Here is a 15,596-nt window from a genome sequence, read left to right on the forward strand (position 1 = left end):
ACCATCTTGAAACAGGGGCTGGGTATAGGCCCTGGCGGCTTTGTATACTAGCCAGCGTTTCATGCAAAGGGAAGGCTTATTCGGCATTGTTGCCAAGGCTCGCCCAATATGAGGAATTCATGAAGAAAATTGCTTTGACGCTGGGTGTCATGATGGTGCTGGCGGGTTCCGCTCAAGCAGGGCCTGCCTGCGAGTATTTGCGTAACTATGTCGCTTTGCAGCCGCAGTCTGGTACCGAGCTACAGATGCAGGACGAGGATGGGGTTTGTCGAGTTCAGAACGCTCAATGGTCGACAGGTTCTTCCTTGATGTTGTTGGCCTTTGACGAGTTGGTTTTACGTGATGCGGGTTTAGCAACAACTTCCGAGCAGCAAGAAATTCCTTCGTCTATGGAGTTAGCGGTAAGCGGCATTTATATTTTGACGGGGCAGATGCCGGCGCAAGACTACGTGATGCGTCTGCAAGCTAAGCCGATGGATTTTTCCCTTAAATATCGGTGGGATTCGGCCTCGGCGCAACTGTACCTGGAACAGGCTCGGCTGCGTAGCCAGTCCCTGCGCGAGGTTCGTGTTCAAGCGCAGTTGGGGCTTGAAGCGGCAGCAGGGCGTGCATTGAGCATGGACGATTTTGAACAGGCGCAACTTAAAAGTCTGAGTCTGTACCTGGATAATCAAAGCCTGATTCAGTCCATGATTATGCCCGCAGTGGTACTAAACATGGATAGGTACGAGGACCCGCGCCCTGGCATTGAGAAGGCTCTGTTAGCCGCACGCAGTTCTGTACAGCTTATGCCTGACTCGGTGGCAGACCGGGACAGTCGCGATGCCTTGCTGGCATTTATCGCTCAACTGCCCACACCTGATGGGCGTTTGTCACTGGACATCAAGATGGATCCGCCTTGGTCTGTGGCGCATCTTGAGTCGGGCTTGTCTGTGAAGCAAGTGCGTCAATTGCTGTCTGGCCTGAGCCTGCAAGCCAGGTTCGATACAGGGGAAGTTCCCGCGGCGTATGTCTGGTTGCGCGATTACCTGCGATCTGGCTTGCACTTGCTGAGTTCTCGCAAGGCTGCCGCATTGCAATAGTCGGCGCTAATTCTTATTGGCTTGTTTTGGTCTTGCAGTGCTTTTATGGCGTGCAGCATGAAGAATGCTGCTGCCTTCAAAGATCTGCGGGCTTGGCTCGGGGCACATAGCGTGCCCGAGTCTTGCAAAGAGCCCATCGCGTTGTGAGCCGCATATTAGGCGAGCGCCTAAAAGCTAGACGAAAAAAAACCGCCGCATAAGCGACGGTCTTTTAAATTTGGTTGCGGGGGCAGGATTTGAACCTACGACCTTCGGGTTATGAGCCCGACGAGCTACCATGCTGCTCCACCCCGCGTCAGAAAAGTAACTATAACATGATTTCTGATTATGTACATAGTGTTTCGGGTTTATTTCGCTTTTATTCGCTTTATGGCCGAAATAGGTAGATAAATCGGTCCTTCAATTTTCTTGCGTCTTGCCGGTCGCAATGGTGTAATAAGGCTTGTGCTTACAGGTTCAGCCGGATTGGCATTTCTAATAGTTCAAACGCGCAAGCGGCTCCCTGTATAGCGACCAGATCTTGATGGTCTGGCATCTAGCTGTAATGGCAGTCGGCTCCCCACTAGGCGGGATGTCCCGGCAAACGAATTTCTCTGTTTCTGGCTCTACTTCAGGTTTAGGCAATCGATGACCCATGCTGTGGTCCTTCGTGCCTTGATGTTGGCATTTGACAATGTAGACCTGTACTGCCCCGATCAGTTATTGCCCCAAAAGTTGTTGTGCGGTTTTCGCGTTCTTGAATTAGAAACGCCAATTCAACCCAGTCCGTTAGGGCTTGCGGACATACTCATCATCAGCATGTGTGCTTACACAAACCTTTTGCTCGTTATTAGTGCAGCCTTTTCTGGTGTGAGCCAGGGCTGTGTCGCCGTGCGTGCTGCAAGCGTTGCGGGTGGTGGTTTTGTGGGTGCCTGGTTCAAGGCGTCGGCACAGGCGGGTGCTGTTGTGGCTACTGCCGCGTTTGCCGCTGTGCGTGTTGTGATGGTTGCGGCCCTGCGTGTGCTGTCCGCAGGATTGGCATTTAATTTTTCGGGCAAGGCTGCTGCTATTCAAAACAGCGGGCAACAAAAAAGCCAGCACGTAATGGCTGGCTGTTTCGATGTATCTGCTAAGCAGTTCTGGCTAGTGGTTGCGGGGGCAGGATTTGAACCTACGACCTTCGGGTTATGAGCCCGACGAGCTACCATGCTGCTCCACCCCGCGCCAGAGAAAGTAAATATTAACATGGAATTTTCGTTTTATGCAAGTACCGCTAGTAAGTGAGGCTTCCCAGCAGTGACTGAAAGTGAAATAATCCGAGTCTTGGAGACGGCTTTGCTGTGTGCGCAGCAGCCTATGAACAGCGCCGAGTTGCGCAAAATGTTTGTCTCTCCGCCGCTTGGCGCGGATGATCTGCGCCGATATCTGGCTATCTTGCAACTGGATTGGAAAGAGCGTGGCCTGGAATTGGTCCAGGTTGCTTCGGGCTGGCGTTTTCAAAGTCGCCCGGCCATGCAGGTCTTTTTGTCCCGCTTGAATCTGGAACGTGCGCCCAAGTATTCGCGGGCCGTGCTGGAGACCTTGGCAATTATTGCCTGGCGGCAGCCCGTAACCCGTGGTGATATTGAAGATATCCGTGGCGTCAGCGTTTCCACGCAAATTGTGCGTACCCTGGAAGATCGGGGTTGGATCGAAGTGTTGGGATACCGTGATGCTCCAGGCCGTCCCGCTTTATTGGGTACGACCCGCCAGTTTCTGAATGATCTGGGTTTGCGCTCTTTGGATGAACTGCCCTCTGTGGAGTCCTTGGATTCCCTGGATGCGCTGGCCTCTTTGCCTGACGGGCAAGCGGCCTTGCTCAAGGAGCAGGTACTAGATGCGCAGCAGCAGGCTGAGCCAGCAATGCAAGAGGCGCAAGAGCCAGCAGAAGAACAACAAGCAGAGCAGGGCGCTGCTTTAGAAGTCAGTATGGGGTCTGAACAGACTCCCTTTACCGAGCTTGAGCCGGAGTCCGAATTGGACGCTGTGCCAGGCAGTCAGACCGATTTTCTTGAGACGGTTACCGATACGGAGCCGTCGCAATCCGAACAAGCTGAAGTGAATACGACACCGGACCCTATAGATGAGGCCCAGGCTACGGCTGGCCTATTAGAACCACAGGATCCGGAAGAAATAAAAAACTCTGGAGTAAATGATTAAAAATGACTGATTCGCACGAGACGAACACAGCCTCTATGCCCGACGCCTCCGGCGCGGCCGATCCGAAAAATCCACGCGCCAAGGGCCAGGGTCGCAAGTTGCGTACCCCGTTCCGTCGTCGTCGCGGCGATGCGGTGCAAGAGTCTGCGCCCCGCCAAGGCGAAGAAGCTCAGGCTGCCGCTCCTGGCGAAGCCAAGGCTCGCCCAGCCCGTCCACAGAGCCAGAGCCGTCGCAAACCGGTAGCGGCCAATGGTCGTCGTCCTGCTGCGCAGGGTGGTGCTGCTGGCAAGCGTCCCACATCTTCCCCTCGTTACAACAATCCTGCTGACGACGCTCCTGTTGTGGTGCTGGATGGGGATGACGATATTGCCTTCAGCCACCTGGACAAGCAAAACCGTTTGTCGCAGCGTCTGGGCAAGTACATGGGCAGTGATTTGGTGCAACCTAAATTGCACAAGGTGCTGGCTGAGGCCGGTATCGGTTCGCGCCGCGATATGGAAGAGCTGATTGTGGCGGGCCGAGTGTCTGTCAACGGTGAACCAGCTCACATTGGTCAGCGTGTTAGTGCGGACGATAAAGTGCGTATTAATGGTCAGTTGGTCAATCGTGCCAATGCCAAGCGTCCGCCGCGCGTCATTCTGTATCACAAACCGGCTGGCGAAATCGTCACCCATGATGATCCTGAGGGCCGTGCCACTGTCTTTGGTCGTTTGCCTTCCTTGAAAGTGGGCAAGTGGCTGTCCGTTGGCCGTCTGGACTTGAATACGGAAGGTCTGCTGATCTTCACAACCTCCGGTGATATTGCCAATCGCATGATGCACCCCCGCTATGGCGCCGAACGTGAATATGCGGTGCGCGTGCTGGGTGAGCTGAGCGAAGACCAAATGCAGACTCTGCGTGATGGCGTGCAGCTGGAAGATGGCTTGGCCAAGTTCGGCGCGATCGAGTTTTTGGGTGGCGAAGGCAGTAACCGTTGGTATCGCGTCACAATTCACGAAGGCCGTAACCGCGAAGTACGTCGCATGTTCGAGGCAATGGGCGTGACGGTTAGCCGTCTGATCCGCACCCGCTTTGGTGATGTGGGTCTGCCCAAGAGCGTGCGCCGTGGTCGCTGGGAAGAGTTGGATGCCGATTTGGTAGTGGCCTTCATGCTGCGCCTGGGTCTGATGAAAGAGTCGGACGAAGAGGGCTCTAACCAGCGTCGCGAGCGTCAGCCTCTGTCGCATGACAGTGCTTTGCCTCCCGGTTTTGGTACTTTGGAACACAATGGCTTGAGCGGTGCCCGTATGGGCCGAGGCGGTCGTGTGGCCAGTGGCCGCGGACGGACGTCCAATAATGTGCGGGTCAATGAATCTGTCAGTGGTGCTTTGTTCATCAGCGGTGGTCTGGCCAATGGCCATCCCGATGGTGGTCGCCGTGAACACGGTGCGCATCGTGAGCCGGGCGCTCATGGACGTGGCGCTCCTCGCTCCGGTCAAGGCGGTCGTCCTCAGCAGCGTGGCCGTTCCTCGGAAGGGCGTTCGCCAGAAGGTCGTGGTGCTCAAGAAAGCCGTCCACAAGACGGCGCGCGTGTCCACAATGGCCGCCGCCCTGCTCGTGGTGACCAGCCGCGTGGGGCTCAGGAAGGGCGCGGCCCCTCTGCGCGCCGTGGTGCTGGCGATCGTGCCGGTGCTGGCCAGGCTCCCAAGGTTCAGGTCAAGAAAACGACTGTGGTGCGTCGCACCAGCCGTCGTGATGATGACTGGCAACCGGCGAGCTCGGCAGCCCACGAGTCCCACCTGGGACGCGGGCGTCGTTAAGGCCAAGTCACACGGACTTTGAGTTTGTGGCCCGAACCCTGCGGTTTGGGCCTGTAAGCTCGTGTGAATGCACGTATTTTCCGGTTTTCTGGTAGAATATAGAACTTGGCTCAGAGACGTTTGTGTCGGCTGGGTCTTTTTTGATGCTGCGCGCCAGCGAATAGTCCGGCCTTTCCCGGTAAAGGCCGCTTGGATCATCCGGTTCGGTTGCGCCTGCAACTACCCCCGTTTGAACGCTGGCAATGCGCAAGACCAGGGCACGCTTGACCTTCAAGTGAGCATGGTGACCATGGGCTGGCGTACAGCCCATTTTTTTTGGATTTTATGGCAGACATTCTAGCTTTGGCACAAGAGACCCTGGCGGGTACCGAGTACGAACTGGTGGACGTGGAGCGTGCGCCGCTTGGCTTGTTACGCATCGTCATCGATCACCCGGAAGGGGTACGTATCGAACACTGTGAATGGGTGTCTAAACAACTATCGCGCGTTTTCGAGGTCGAAAACGTGGACTACACACGCATGGAAGTGACTTCGCCAGGGGTAGATCGCCCCTTGTTGCGCGTTGGCGATTACGTGCGTTTTGCGGGTGAGCGGGTGCAGGTGCGCCTGCACGAAGCAGTCGACAATCGGAAATTATTTGTGGGTACGCTCCACGCTCCTGAGGGAGCGCTACCGGCTAGTGTTCCGCTGGATACCGTTTTTAGGCTGGAACTGGACGAAGCATCGGGCAAGCTGACGCAGGTCGAATTCACCTATGACCAGGTGGATCGTGCCAAATTGGATCCCGTTCTTGATTTCAAGGGTAAGAAGCGATGAGTCGCGAAATTCTATTGCTGGTCGATGCGCTGGCGCGTGAAAAATCTGTAGCGCGTGATGTCGTGTTCAGTGCGCTTGAAAGCGCCCTGGCCTCGGCCATGAAAAAGCGCTTCAAGGAAGACGTTGATATCCGTGTGGATATTGACCGGGAAACTGGCGCCCACGAAGGCTTCAGGCGTTGGCTGGTCGTGCCCGATGAGGCCGGCCTGCAAGAGCCTGATAAGCAGGAAATGCTGTCGGACGCCCAGGAAATCGATCCCGAACTGCAAGTGGACGATTACATCGAAGAGCCGCTCGAGCCTATCGAGTTTGGCCGTATTGGTGCTCAGGCTGCCAAGCAGGCGATTTTGCAAAAAATCCGCGATGCTGAACGCGAACAAGTACTGAACGACTTCCTGGAACGTGGTGAAACCATTGTTTCGGGTACGGTCAAGCGCATGGATAAGGGCGATGCCATTATCGAAATGGGCAAGATCGAAGCGCGCCTGCCACGCTCGGAAATGATCCCCAAGGAAAATATCCGTGTGGGTGACCGCGTTCGCGCCTGGGTACAAAAAGTGGATTACGCCGCTCGTGGCCAACAGGTCATCTTGTCGCGTACCGCTCCGGACTTTATTAAAGAACTGTTCGAGAACGAAGTTCCTGAAATCGAACAGGGTCTGCTGGAAATCAAGGCTGCTGCACGTGATGCCGGTGTGCGCGCCAAGATCGCCGTTATTGCTTACGACAAACGTATCGATCCCATCGGTACATGTGTCGGTATGCGTGGTTCGCGCGTTACTGCAGTCCGTAACGAGCTGGGCGGCGAACAGGTCGATATCGTGTTGTGGGCTGATGACCCAGCCGAGTTTGTAATCGGTGCCTTGGCACCGGCTCATGTCGAATCCATTTTGGTGGACGAAGACAAGCACGCCATGGACGTGGTGGTAGACGAAGAAAACCTGCCCAAAGCGATTGGTTCGCGTGGTCAGAACGTGCGTCTGGCCTCCGAGCTCACTGGCTGGCAGATCAATATCATGACCCCGGAAGAAAGCCAGAACCGTCAGGACGAAGAGCGCGAAGAATTGCGCGCTACGTTCATGTCCCGACTGGATGTGGATGAAGCCGTGGCCGATATTCTGATCGATGAAGGATTTACCGGTCTGGAAGAAATCGCTTACGTGCCTATGCAGGAACTGCAGGACATCGAAGCCTTTGACGAAGAAACCGTCAATGAGCTGCGTGCCCGCGCCCGCAATGCTTTGTTGAGCGAGGCCATTGCCAAAGAAGAATTGGTACAGACTGCGGTTAAAGAACTGGCTGGAATCGAGGGCATGACGCCTGAGTTGATCGCCGTCTTGGCCGAAAACGAGATTACAACGCTGGATGAACTAGCGGAACTGGCAACGGACGAGCTGTCCGAGATGACAGGCCTGGCCCAGGAAGAGGCTAGCGATCTGATCATGCGTGCCCGTGCCCACTGGTTTGACGACGAGGCCTGATATGTCTAGCTAGGTCCCGCGCGTTGTATTCATTAAGAATAGTTGTAGTAAAGCAAGAGAGAGTCGAATGTCGAGTAACACTGTCGCCCAGTTCGCTCAAGAACTGAAAATGCCTGCGAATGTTCTGCTAGAGCAGTTGCGTAGCGCAGGTATTGAGCTCAAATCAGTTGATGACGCCATCACTGATTCGGATAAGGCGAAGCTGCTTGAATCGTTGCGCCGTTCGCACGGCAGTCAGGAGGGGAATAAAATCACCCTGACTCGCCGTCAAACATCGGAGATCCGTCAAGATGACGGATCGGGTCGCTCCCGCACAATTCAGGTGGAGACACGCAAAAAACGTGTGTTTGTAAAGCGTGATCCGTCCGAGCTGGTGGCAGAAGCCAATGCGGCATTGGCGCAGGAAAATGCCCGGGAGCAAGCTGCTCAGGCCCAAGCGGCCCAGCAGGAGCAACCCGCTGCTGAACAGGCGCCTGTCGCGCCTGCCAGTGAGCCCGTTGCTCCAGTTGCAGCCCAGCCCGAGGCACCTGTGAAGGTCGAAGCACCCGTCGAGTCCAAGCCTGAGCCCAAGCCAGAGCCTGAACCCGAAGTGGTTGCTGCGCCCGAAACGACTCCTGTTGCTGAGCCCGCGCCTGCACCTGCCGCTCCTGCCCAGCCCGTATCCGCTGCACAGGAAAGCCCAGCCCAACCCGAGCCACAGCCTCAGGAAGAAGCAACTGCTGCACCGGAGCCATCCGAAGCCGCCGCCGCTCCTGCCAAGGAACAGGCCGATTCGGCTCCCTCTCCTCAGGCCCAAGAAAAGCCCGTGGAACCTACTAAATCTGTAAACGACGCCCGTCCATCTAACTCTGTGAATAAAAATCAGCACCCTCAAGGGACTAAGACGCCCACTTCGACTGGAAAACCTCGGGATATGGCCGCGCCGCCTACTAGCCAGCGCCGTGCTGCGCGTGGCCCGGTAATTCCGCCTGTTGCCGCCGATTTGGAGCAAGACCAGGATCGTGATCGCGCCCGTAAGGCTGCAGAGGCTGAAGCCGCTGCCCTGCGCGATATGTTGAACCGTCCTCGTAAGGTCTTGCGTGCTCCTGAGCCCGAGGCTGACAGCAAGACTGGCGCCAAGGGCGCTGTGAAAAAAGACGTGAAGGGCGCCAAGACTGAAAAAGTACCTGGCAAACCCGTCAAGACTGATACCACGCCTGGTTGGACCAGCGATGCCAGCCGCAAAAAGCAGCCTTCCAAGGCTGATGTAGCGTCGGCCGGTGCCGGTGGTGGTCGCGAAGGCTGGAAAGCCAACGCCAAGGCAGGTCGTGGCAAGGGTGGCCGTGGTGGCCGTAACGCTCAAGCCGAGCGTCGCGAACCACAAGTGGCAGAATTTATCGCCCGTGAAGTACACGTGCCTGAAACCATTTCGGTCAGCGATCTGGCTCACCGGATGGCCGTCAAGGCCGCCGAGGTCATCAAGCATTTGATGAAATTGGGCCAGATGGTCACCATCAACCAGGTTCTGGACCAAGAAACGGCCATGATTCTGGTCGAAGAGCTGGGGCACAAAGCCATTGCTGCCAAGCTGGATGATCCGGAAGCTTTCCTGGTCGATACCGATGCTCAGAACGACGCCGAACTGAAGCCGCGTGCTCCAGTGGTTACCGTGATGGGTCACGTTGACCACGGTAAAACGTCCTTGCTGGACTACATCCGTCGCGCCAAGATCGCCTCGGGCGAAGCCGGTGGTATTACTCAGCACATTGGTGCGTACAACGTTAAAACCGATCGTGGCACCGCCACTTTCCTGGACACCCCCGGTCACGAAGCCTTTACGGCCATGCGTGCTCGCGGTACCAAGGCAACGGACATCGTTATCCTGGTTGTGGCCTCCGATGACGGTGTGATGCCTCAAACACGTGAAGCGATTCACCATGCTCGCGCCGCTGGCGTGCCGCTGGTGGTTGCGATCAACAAGATTGACAAGCCTGAAGCCAACCCGGAACGCGTCAAGCAAGAACTGGTTGCCGAGCAAGTGGTGCCAGAAGAATACGGTGGCGATGTGCCCTTTATTCCTGTGTCGGCCAAAACCGGCCAAGGCATTGACGAGCTGCTGGAAAACGTTCTGCTGCAAGCCGAAATGCTGGAATTGAAAGCACCGGTCGACGCACCTGCCAAAGGCACCGTGATTGAAGCCCGTCTGGACAAGGGCCGTGGTCCTGTCGCTACCATCCTGGTTCAAAGCGGTACCTTGAACCGTGGTGACAGCGTGCTGGTTGGCGCATCCTTCGGTCGTATTCGTGCCATGTTGAACGAAACAGGCAAGTCGCTCAGCTCCGCGGGTCCTTCGATTCCGGTCGAAATCCAAGGTCTGACAGAAGTGCCTGCCGCAGGTGATGAACTGGTTGTGATGGCTGACGAGCGTAAAGCCCGTGAAATCGCACTGTTCCGTCAAGGCAAGTTCCGTGACGTGAAACTGTCGCGTCAACAGGCCGCCAAGCTGGAATCCATGTTCGACAACCTGGGCGAAGGCACACAAACGCTGTCGCTCATCATCAAGACCGACGTACAGGGTTCGCAAGAAGCACTGGTGCAGTCGCTGGTCAAGCTGTCTACCGACGAAGTGCGCGTGGTGGTTGTACACGCCGCTGTGGGTGGCATCTCCGAGAGCGACGTCAACCTGGCTATTGCCTCCAACGCGGTGGTGATCGGCTTTAACGTGCGTGCCGAGCAAAGTGCCAAGAAACTGGCCGAAGCCAACGGTATTGATCTGCGTTACTACAACATCATTTACGATGCGGTTGACGAGGTCAAAGCGGCTCTGTCCGGCATGCTGGCTCCTGAGCAGCGCGAAGAGATCATCGGTATGGTTGAAATTCGCGAAGTCTACAACGTGTCGCGCATCGGTAATATTGCCGGTTGTATGGTCACCGAAGGTGTGGTGCGCCGCGACTCGCAAGTTCGCTTGCTGCGTAACAACGTTGTCCATTGGAGCGGTTACCTGGAATCCCTGCGCCGCTTTAAAGATGATGCCAAAGAAGTGCGTTCCGGCTTCGATTGCGGTATCACGCTGCGCGGTAACAACGACATCCAAGTGGGCGACCAGCTTGAGATCTTCGAGATCAAAGAGATCGCCCGGACACTGTAATTTATGGCACGACACAAGTCCAAACCAAACCCAGGGCGCAACCTGCGCCTGGCCGACCAGATCCAGAAGGATCTGGCGGTCCTGATCCAGCGCGAGATCGACATGACCCGCGCTGGTCTCATCACCTTGACTGGCGTGGAGTTGTCACCAGACTACGCACACGCCAAAGTGTATTACTCGGTGCTGGGCGCCGAGCCCGAAGCTGCTCAAGCCGCTTTGACCGAGAAGGCCGGTTGGTTGCATTCGCTGTTGTTCAAGCTCTTGCACATCCATACCGTCCCCACTCTGCATTTTCATCACGACCGACAGTTGGAACGCGGCATGGAGCTGTCCAAGCTCATCGACAGCGCCAACCAGGCCGATAGCGAATTGGCTGGCTCTGCGCCCAAAGCGGACGAGCCAGACGAACAGCCCTGACGCGGCTGTTGTTTCTTCACGGATTGACACACAATGGCTACGCGAAAACGCGGGCAGTTGATTGATGGTGTGCTACTACTGGACAAGTCCGACGGAATGTCCAGCAACCACGCCTTGCAGCGTGCCCGCCGCACACTGGACGCCCGCAAAGCTGGCCATACAGGAACCCTGGATCCGTTTGCAACGGGTCTGCTGGTTTGCTGTTTTGGTCGGGCTACCAAGATTTCCGCCACGATGCTGGAAGCGGACAAAGCCTATGAAGCCACACTACTTTTTGGTCAGGAAACCGATTCGGGTGACTTGACCGGTAATGTGGTGGTCCAGGCTCCGGCAGATTATGCCGGCGTTACCCTCGAGGCGCTGGAGGCAGTACTGCCTGCCTTTCGAGGACCTATTACCCAGGTGCCGCCCATGTACTCCGCGCTCAAGCGCGATGGCAAGCCCCTGTATGAATATGCCCGTCAGGGTATAGAGCTGGAACGTGAGGCACGACATCTCGTGATTCACGATTTGCAGGTGCAAGACTTTACGCCGCAATCGGCGCGTTTATTTGTACGTTGCAGCAAGGGAACCTATATCCGAACCCTGGCGCAAGACATCGGACGTGCTCTGGGGTGTTTTGCCCATCTGACGGCCTTGCGCCGGACAGAATTAGGACCTTTTCATATCGACGATGCCTACACCCTGGATGGGTTGCAGGCGATGGAAGACCCGATGTCGGCCTTGCTGGCCATCGAGAGCTTGCCTACCGAGATTTTGCCCAAAAAACTTCAATCAGAAGGATGAGTTATGAGACGCGCATTGCGCAATGTGGCCATTATTGCCCACGTTGACCATGGTAAGACCACCTTGGTCGATCAATTGTTGAGACAGGCAGGTACGTTCCGTGACAACGAACATATCTCCGAACGTGTCATGGACTCGGGCGATATCGAGAAAGAACGCGGCATTACCATTCTGGCAAAGAACTGTGCCGTCGAATACGAAGGTACCCACATCAACATTATCGACACCCCCGGTCACGCTGACTTCGGTGGCGAGGTCGAGCGCGTACTGTCTATGGTTGACGGTGTGTTGCTGTTGGTGGATGCGGTTGAAGGCCCTATGCCTCAGACCCGTTTTGTGACTCGTAAAGCCCTGGAACTGGGTCTGCGTCCGATTGTGGTGGTCAACAAAGTTGACCGTCCCGGCGCCCGTCCTGACTTTGCGATCAACGCAACCTTCGATTTGTTCGACAAACTGGGCGCAACTGACGAACAGCTGGACTTCCCCATCATTTACGCATCGGGCCTGTCTGGCTACGCCGGTTTGACCGACAGCGTGCGTGAAGGCGATATGCGTCCTTTGTTCGACGCTATTTTGCAGCACGTTCCTCAGCGTGAAGACGACGTTAACGCGCCGTTGCAGCTGCAGATTTGTTCCCTGGACTACAGCTCCTACGTGGGCAAGATCGGTGTAGGCCGTGTGAACCGTGGTCGCGTGCGCGCTGCTCAGGACGTGATCGTTAAATTCGGTCCTGATGGCGAAGTGATCAAAGGCCGCATTAACCAGGTACTGAAGTTCAAAGGTCTGGAGCGTGTATCGGTTGATGAAGCGGAAGCTGGCGACATCGTTCTGATCAACGGTATTGAAGAATTGGGCATTGGTTGCACCGTCACTGATCCTGCTGCGCCTGAAGCACTGCCTTTGCTGCGCATTGACGAACCTACACTGACCATGAACTTCATGGTGAACACCTCGCCTCTGGCAGGCCGTGAAGGCAAGTTTGTGACCAGCCGTCAGTTGCGTGACCGTCTGGACCGCGAACTGAAGTCCAACGTGGCTTTGCGTGTTAACGAAACCGACGACGACACCGTGTTTGAAGTGTGTGGCCGTGGTGAATTGCACTTGACCATTCTGATCGAAAGCATGCGTCGTGAAGGCTACGAAATGGCCGTTTCGCGTCCACGCGTGCTGATCCGTGAAGAAAACGGCGTCAAGATGGAGCCCTACGAGCAACTGACCGTGGACGTCGAAGACGGTCACCAAGGTGGCGTCATGGAAGAGCTGGGCCGCCGTCGTGGCGACCTGCAAGACATGGTGGCTGATGGTCGTGGCCGTACCCGTTTGGAATACCGTATTCCTGCGCGTGGCCTGATCGGCTTCCAGGGCGAATTCATGACTCTGACCCGTGGTACTGGCTTGATGAGCCACACCTTTGACGAGTTCCGTCCTATGCGCGAAGGCACAGTAGGCGAGCGTCGTAACGGTGTGCTGATTAGTCAGGACGATGGTGATGCGGTGGCTTACGCTTTGTGGAAGCTGCAGGACCGTGGTCGCATGTTTGTGTCCCCTGGTGATGCCCTGTACGAAGGCATGATCATCGGTATTCACAGCCGTGACAACGATTTGGTGGTCAACCCCATCAAGGAAAAGAAACTGACCAACGTGCGCGCTTCCGGCAAGGACGAGCACATTGATCTGGTTCCACCGATCCGCATGAGCCTGGAATATGCGGTGGACTTCCTGGATGACGACGAGCTGGTGGAAGTGACTCCTAAGTCCATCCGTCTGCGCAAGCGCTACCTGAAAGAGCACGAGCGCCGTCGCAGCCAACGCGAAAGCTAATCTTTCGAGTTTAGCGATACGAGAAAACGCCTGCTTGATGCAGGCGTTTTTTTTGTCTTACTATGGTTGGCGTCACGTCAGATTTGGAACATGATTAAAAAGTTGGGCGCTTGTTCATCACTACCCCAGCTTGATTTTTAAAATCAAAATAGGGTGAGGAATAAATAAAATTGATTAAGTGGCTTATTAGACGGATTAGACCGTTTTAATTTCCGCTTAATGCCTGTTTGATACAGACTGGCTGGACACATTACCAAGCTCGCTTTGCAAAGTCTCAGTTACGGCTGCGTATTGCCTTGTTTTCAATGAGTTTTTCTTGTTGGTGCTGGCTATTCGCAGTGGTCCCCTTAAGGAGAATACTGATGGTGCAGCATATTGTGATTGTAGGTGGTGGTATTGGCGGCACAATGACCGCCAATCATCTGGTGACCAAGTTGTATCCGGAAATACGTTCTGGAAAAGTCCGTATTACCATGTTGTCCAATTCGCCCTGGCATTATTACAAGCCCGCTTTTATGTATGTGGCTTTTGATGCTTTTTTTCGGGATGAATTACGGCGTCCACAAATTTCTTTGTTGCGCCCCGAAATTGATTTTCAGCTGGAGGAGGTCTCAGGCTTTGATTTCAAAGCAAGTCGCCTGCACTGCGCCAGTGGCAAGAAAATTGATTACGACTATCTTGTGCTCTCTACCGGCTGCGTCCCGTCTCCGGAAAAAATCGAAGGCCTGAAAGAGGGCGGGGACCATTTCTACCAGCATGCTCCAGCTCGCCAATTGGCCGATCGGCTGAGCAAACTGGAAAAAGGTCGGGTACTGATCACCGTGACCTTCCCCAAAACGCACAACGTGCCGCACCAATGCGGTATTGCTCCGGTTGAAACCACGCTGATGCTGGACGAATACCTGCGTCGTCGTGGGGTGCGCGATAAGGTCGAGATCTCCTACACCTATCCCACCACATCTCAACTGCTGCGCAATTGCCTGTTCATGCAAAACGAAGTGTGTCAGGTTTTGCCTCCCATCTTCGAAGGCCTGGATATCAAGCACCAGCGAGGCTTTACCTTGAGCCGTGTGGACCCGGAACGCAAGATTGCTTACTCCGCTGAAGGGGGGGAAGAGCCTTATGACCTCTTGATGGCAACTCCTCCGATCACTGCCGTGCCAGCAGTCCGGGATTCCGGCATTTCACAAGCGGCCGACAATGAAGGCTGGGTGCCGACCGACCACCAGACCTTGAAAGTGCTGGGTCTGGACAATGTGTACGTGCTTGGCGACACCGTGGATCTGCCCATTAGCAAGGCGGGTGGATCTTGCCATAGCCAGTCCCCGGTCATCGTCAATAACCTGGCCTCTGAGCTGCGTTTTGGCCGTACTAGCGATGAGTACGACGGCCGGGTGGTTGCGGTAGCCCAGATGGGTCTGGAGGGCGGTATGCCCCTTTGGTACAACTACAAGGAGGACGTGCATCCTACGCCCCCCACCAAGCTGGGTGGCTTGCTGCGCAAGGGCTTTAACCGGGGTATCTACTGGGCTGTGGCCCGTGGTCTTGTGTAATTCAGGAGAGACAGATGAATTCGGTACCAGAAAATGCAATTGGCCCGGAAGACACCGGCGCTGCTCCAAAGAAACCATCTGCCCTGGAAAGCTTGTTGGGAGAAGACCCTGGCATCAAGGGCCTGGAGGAATTGATCGCCAAGATTGAGCCTTTATTGGCGGGTGGACGTTTGAACCGTGTGGTGGATCTTGCCTCTTTGATGGCGGATCTGGTCGACATGAGTGACGACTACATGCTTGAAAAAGTCATGAAAGGCTTTGAAGAAGGCATAGGGGCAGCTTGGTCTGTCGGAAATGCGGCGCGCATGGCTTCGGATCAGTTGCGGGCAACCGAGACGACACCGACCCTGATGGGCTTGATCCGCTTGGCGAAAGAGCCAGAGGTTCGCCGTGGTCTGACGTTCTTTTTGTTGATGGCCGGGGTGATGGGGCGTCAGATGCGCTATCAGAACCTGGATCATACGGCAGACTAAAGGCGGCTCTTTTATTGGCCGCTCAAGAAAAAGGGCACCTGATATCAGGTGCCCTTTTTG

At 55.6% G+C, this 15,596-nt stretch carries 11 protein-coding genes and 2 tRNA genes; 11 read left to right on the top strand and 2 right to left on the bottom strand.

From position 1 onward, the window contains the following. The first annotated feature begins 119 nt into the window (after positions 1-119). The gene (locus AC1RSM_RS12680; RefSeq protein ID WP_492932894.1) at positions 120-1,082 is read left to right on the top strand and encodes a hypothetical protein; all 963 of its coding nucleotides are present in this window, start codon (positions 120-122) and stop codon (positions 1,080-1,082) included. A gap of 218 nt (positions 1,083-1,300) precedes the next feature. Here the strand turns inward: AC1RSM_RS12680 and AC1RSM_RS12685 are convergent. Together AC1RSM_RS12685 and AC1RSM_RS12690 are read right to left on the bottom strand one after the other, a co-directional pair. After that, a tRNA-Met gene (locus AC1RSM_RS12685) sits at positions 1,301-1,377 on the bottom strand. A gap of 831 nt (positions 1,378-2,208) precedes the next feature. Next, positions 2,209-2,285: transfer RNA gene (locus AC1RSM_RS12690), tRNA-Met, on the bottom strand. A 72-nt stretch (positions 2,286-2,357) separates the two neighbouring features. On the opposite strand from AC1RSM_RS12690, the gene scpB reads away from it, so the two are divergent. The 10 genes from scpB to AC1RSM_RS12740 all read left to right on the top strand — a co-directional run bounded on the left by scpB (position 2,358) and on the right by AC1RSM_RS12740 (position 15,536). Then, positions 2,358-3,260: an SMC-Scp complex subunit ScpB gene (gene scpB, locus AC1RSM_RS12695; RefSeq protein ID WP_492932895.1), complete on the top strand. Its 903-nt coding sequence runs from the start codon at positions 2,358-2,360 to the stop codon at positions 3,258-3,260. 2 nt (positions 3,261-3,262) lie between these two features. Beyond that, a complete protein-coding gene (gene rluB, locus AC1RSM_RS12700) occupies positions 3,263-5,059 on the top strand; it encodes a 23S rRNA pseudouridine(2605) synthase RluB (RefSeq protein WP_492932896.1) in 1,797 nt (598 codons plus the stop codon). 324 nt (positions 5,060-5,383) lie between these two features. After that, a complete protein-coding gene (rimP, locus tag AC1RSM_RS12705) occupies positions 5,384-5,875 on the top strand; it encodes a ribosome maturation factor RimP (protein WP_492932897.1) in 492 nt (163 codons plus the stop codon). Beyond that, on the top strand, positions 5,872-7,356 hold the full coding sequence (gene nusA / locus AC1RSM_RS12710) for a transcription termination factor NusA (RefSeq protein ID WP_492932898.1): 1,485 nt from the start codon (positions 5,872-5,874) through the stop codon (positions 7,354-7,356). Before rimP ends, nusA begins: the two co-directional genes overlap by 4 nt. Before the next feature lie 67 nt (positions 7,357-7,423). Continuing rightward, positions 7,424-10,486, top strand: a complete 3,063-nt coding sequence (gene infB, locus AC1RSM_RS12715) for a translation initiation factor IF-2 (RefSeq protein WP_492932899.1) — start codon at positions 7,424-7,426, stop codon at positions 10,484-10,486. Positions 10,487-10,489: 3 nt separating this feature from the next. Then, positions 10,490-10,903, top strand: a complete 414-nt coding sequence (rbfA, locus tag AC1RSM_RS12720) for a 30S ribosome-binding factor RbfA (RefSeq protein WP_492932900.1) — start codon at positions 10,490-10,492, stop codon at positions 10,901-10,903. Between the two features lie 33 nt (positions 10,904-10,936). Further along, on the top strand, positions 10,937-11,689 hold the full coding sequence (gene truB / locus AC1RSM_RS12725) for a tRNA pseudouridine(55) synthase TruB (protein WP_492932901.1): 753 nt from the start codon (positions 10,937-10,939) through the stop codon (positions 11,687-11,689). Between the two features lie 3 nt (positions 11,690-11,692). Further along, entirely contained in the window at positions 11,693-13,510 is a 1,818-nt protein-coding gene (typA, locus tag AC1RSM_RS12730) for a translational GTPase TypA (protein ID WP_492932902.1), read from the top strand. Between the two features lie 362 nt (positions 13,511-13,872). Further along, complete coding sequence (locus AC1RSM_RS12735; RefSeq protein WP_492932903.1) at positions 13,873-15,063, top strand: NAD(P)/FAD-dependent oxidoreductase; 1,191 nt, start codon at positions 13,873-13,875, stop codon at positions 15,061-15,063. 14 nt (positions 15,064-15,077) lie between these two features. Beyond that, a complete protein-coding gene (locus tag AC1RSM_RS12740; protein WP_492932904.1) occupies positions 15,078-15,536 on the top strand; it encodes a DUF1641 domain-containing protein in 459 nt (152 codons plus the stop codon). Positions 15,537-15,596: the final 60 nt, after the last annotated feature.

The sequence above is a fragment of the Alcaligenes sp. GW821-FHT11D07 genome (assembly GCF_058808495.1).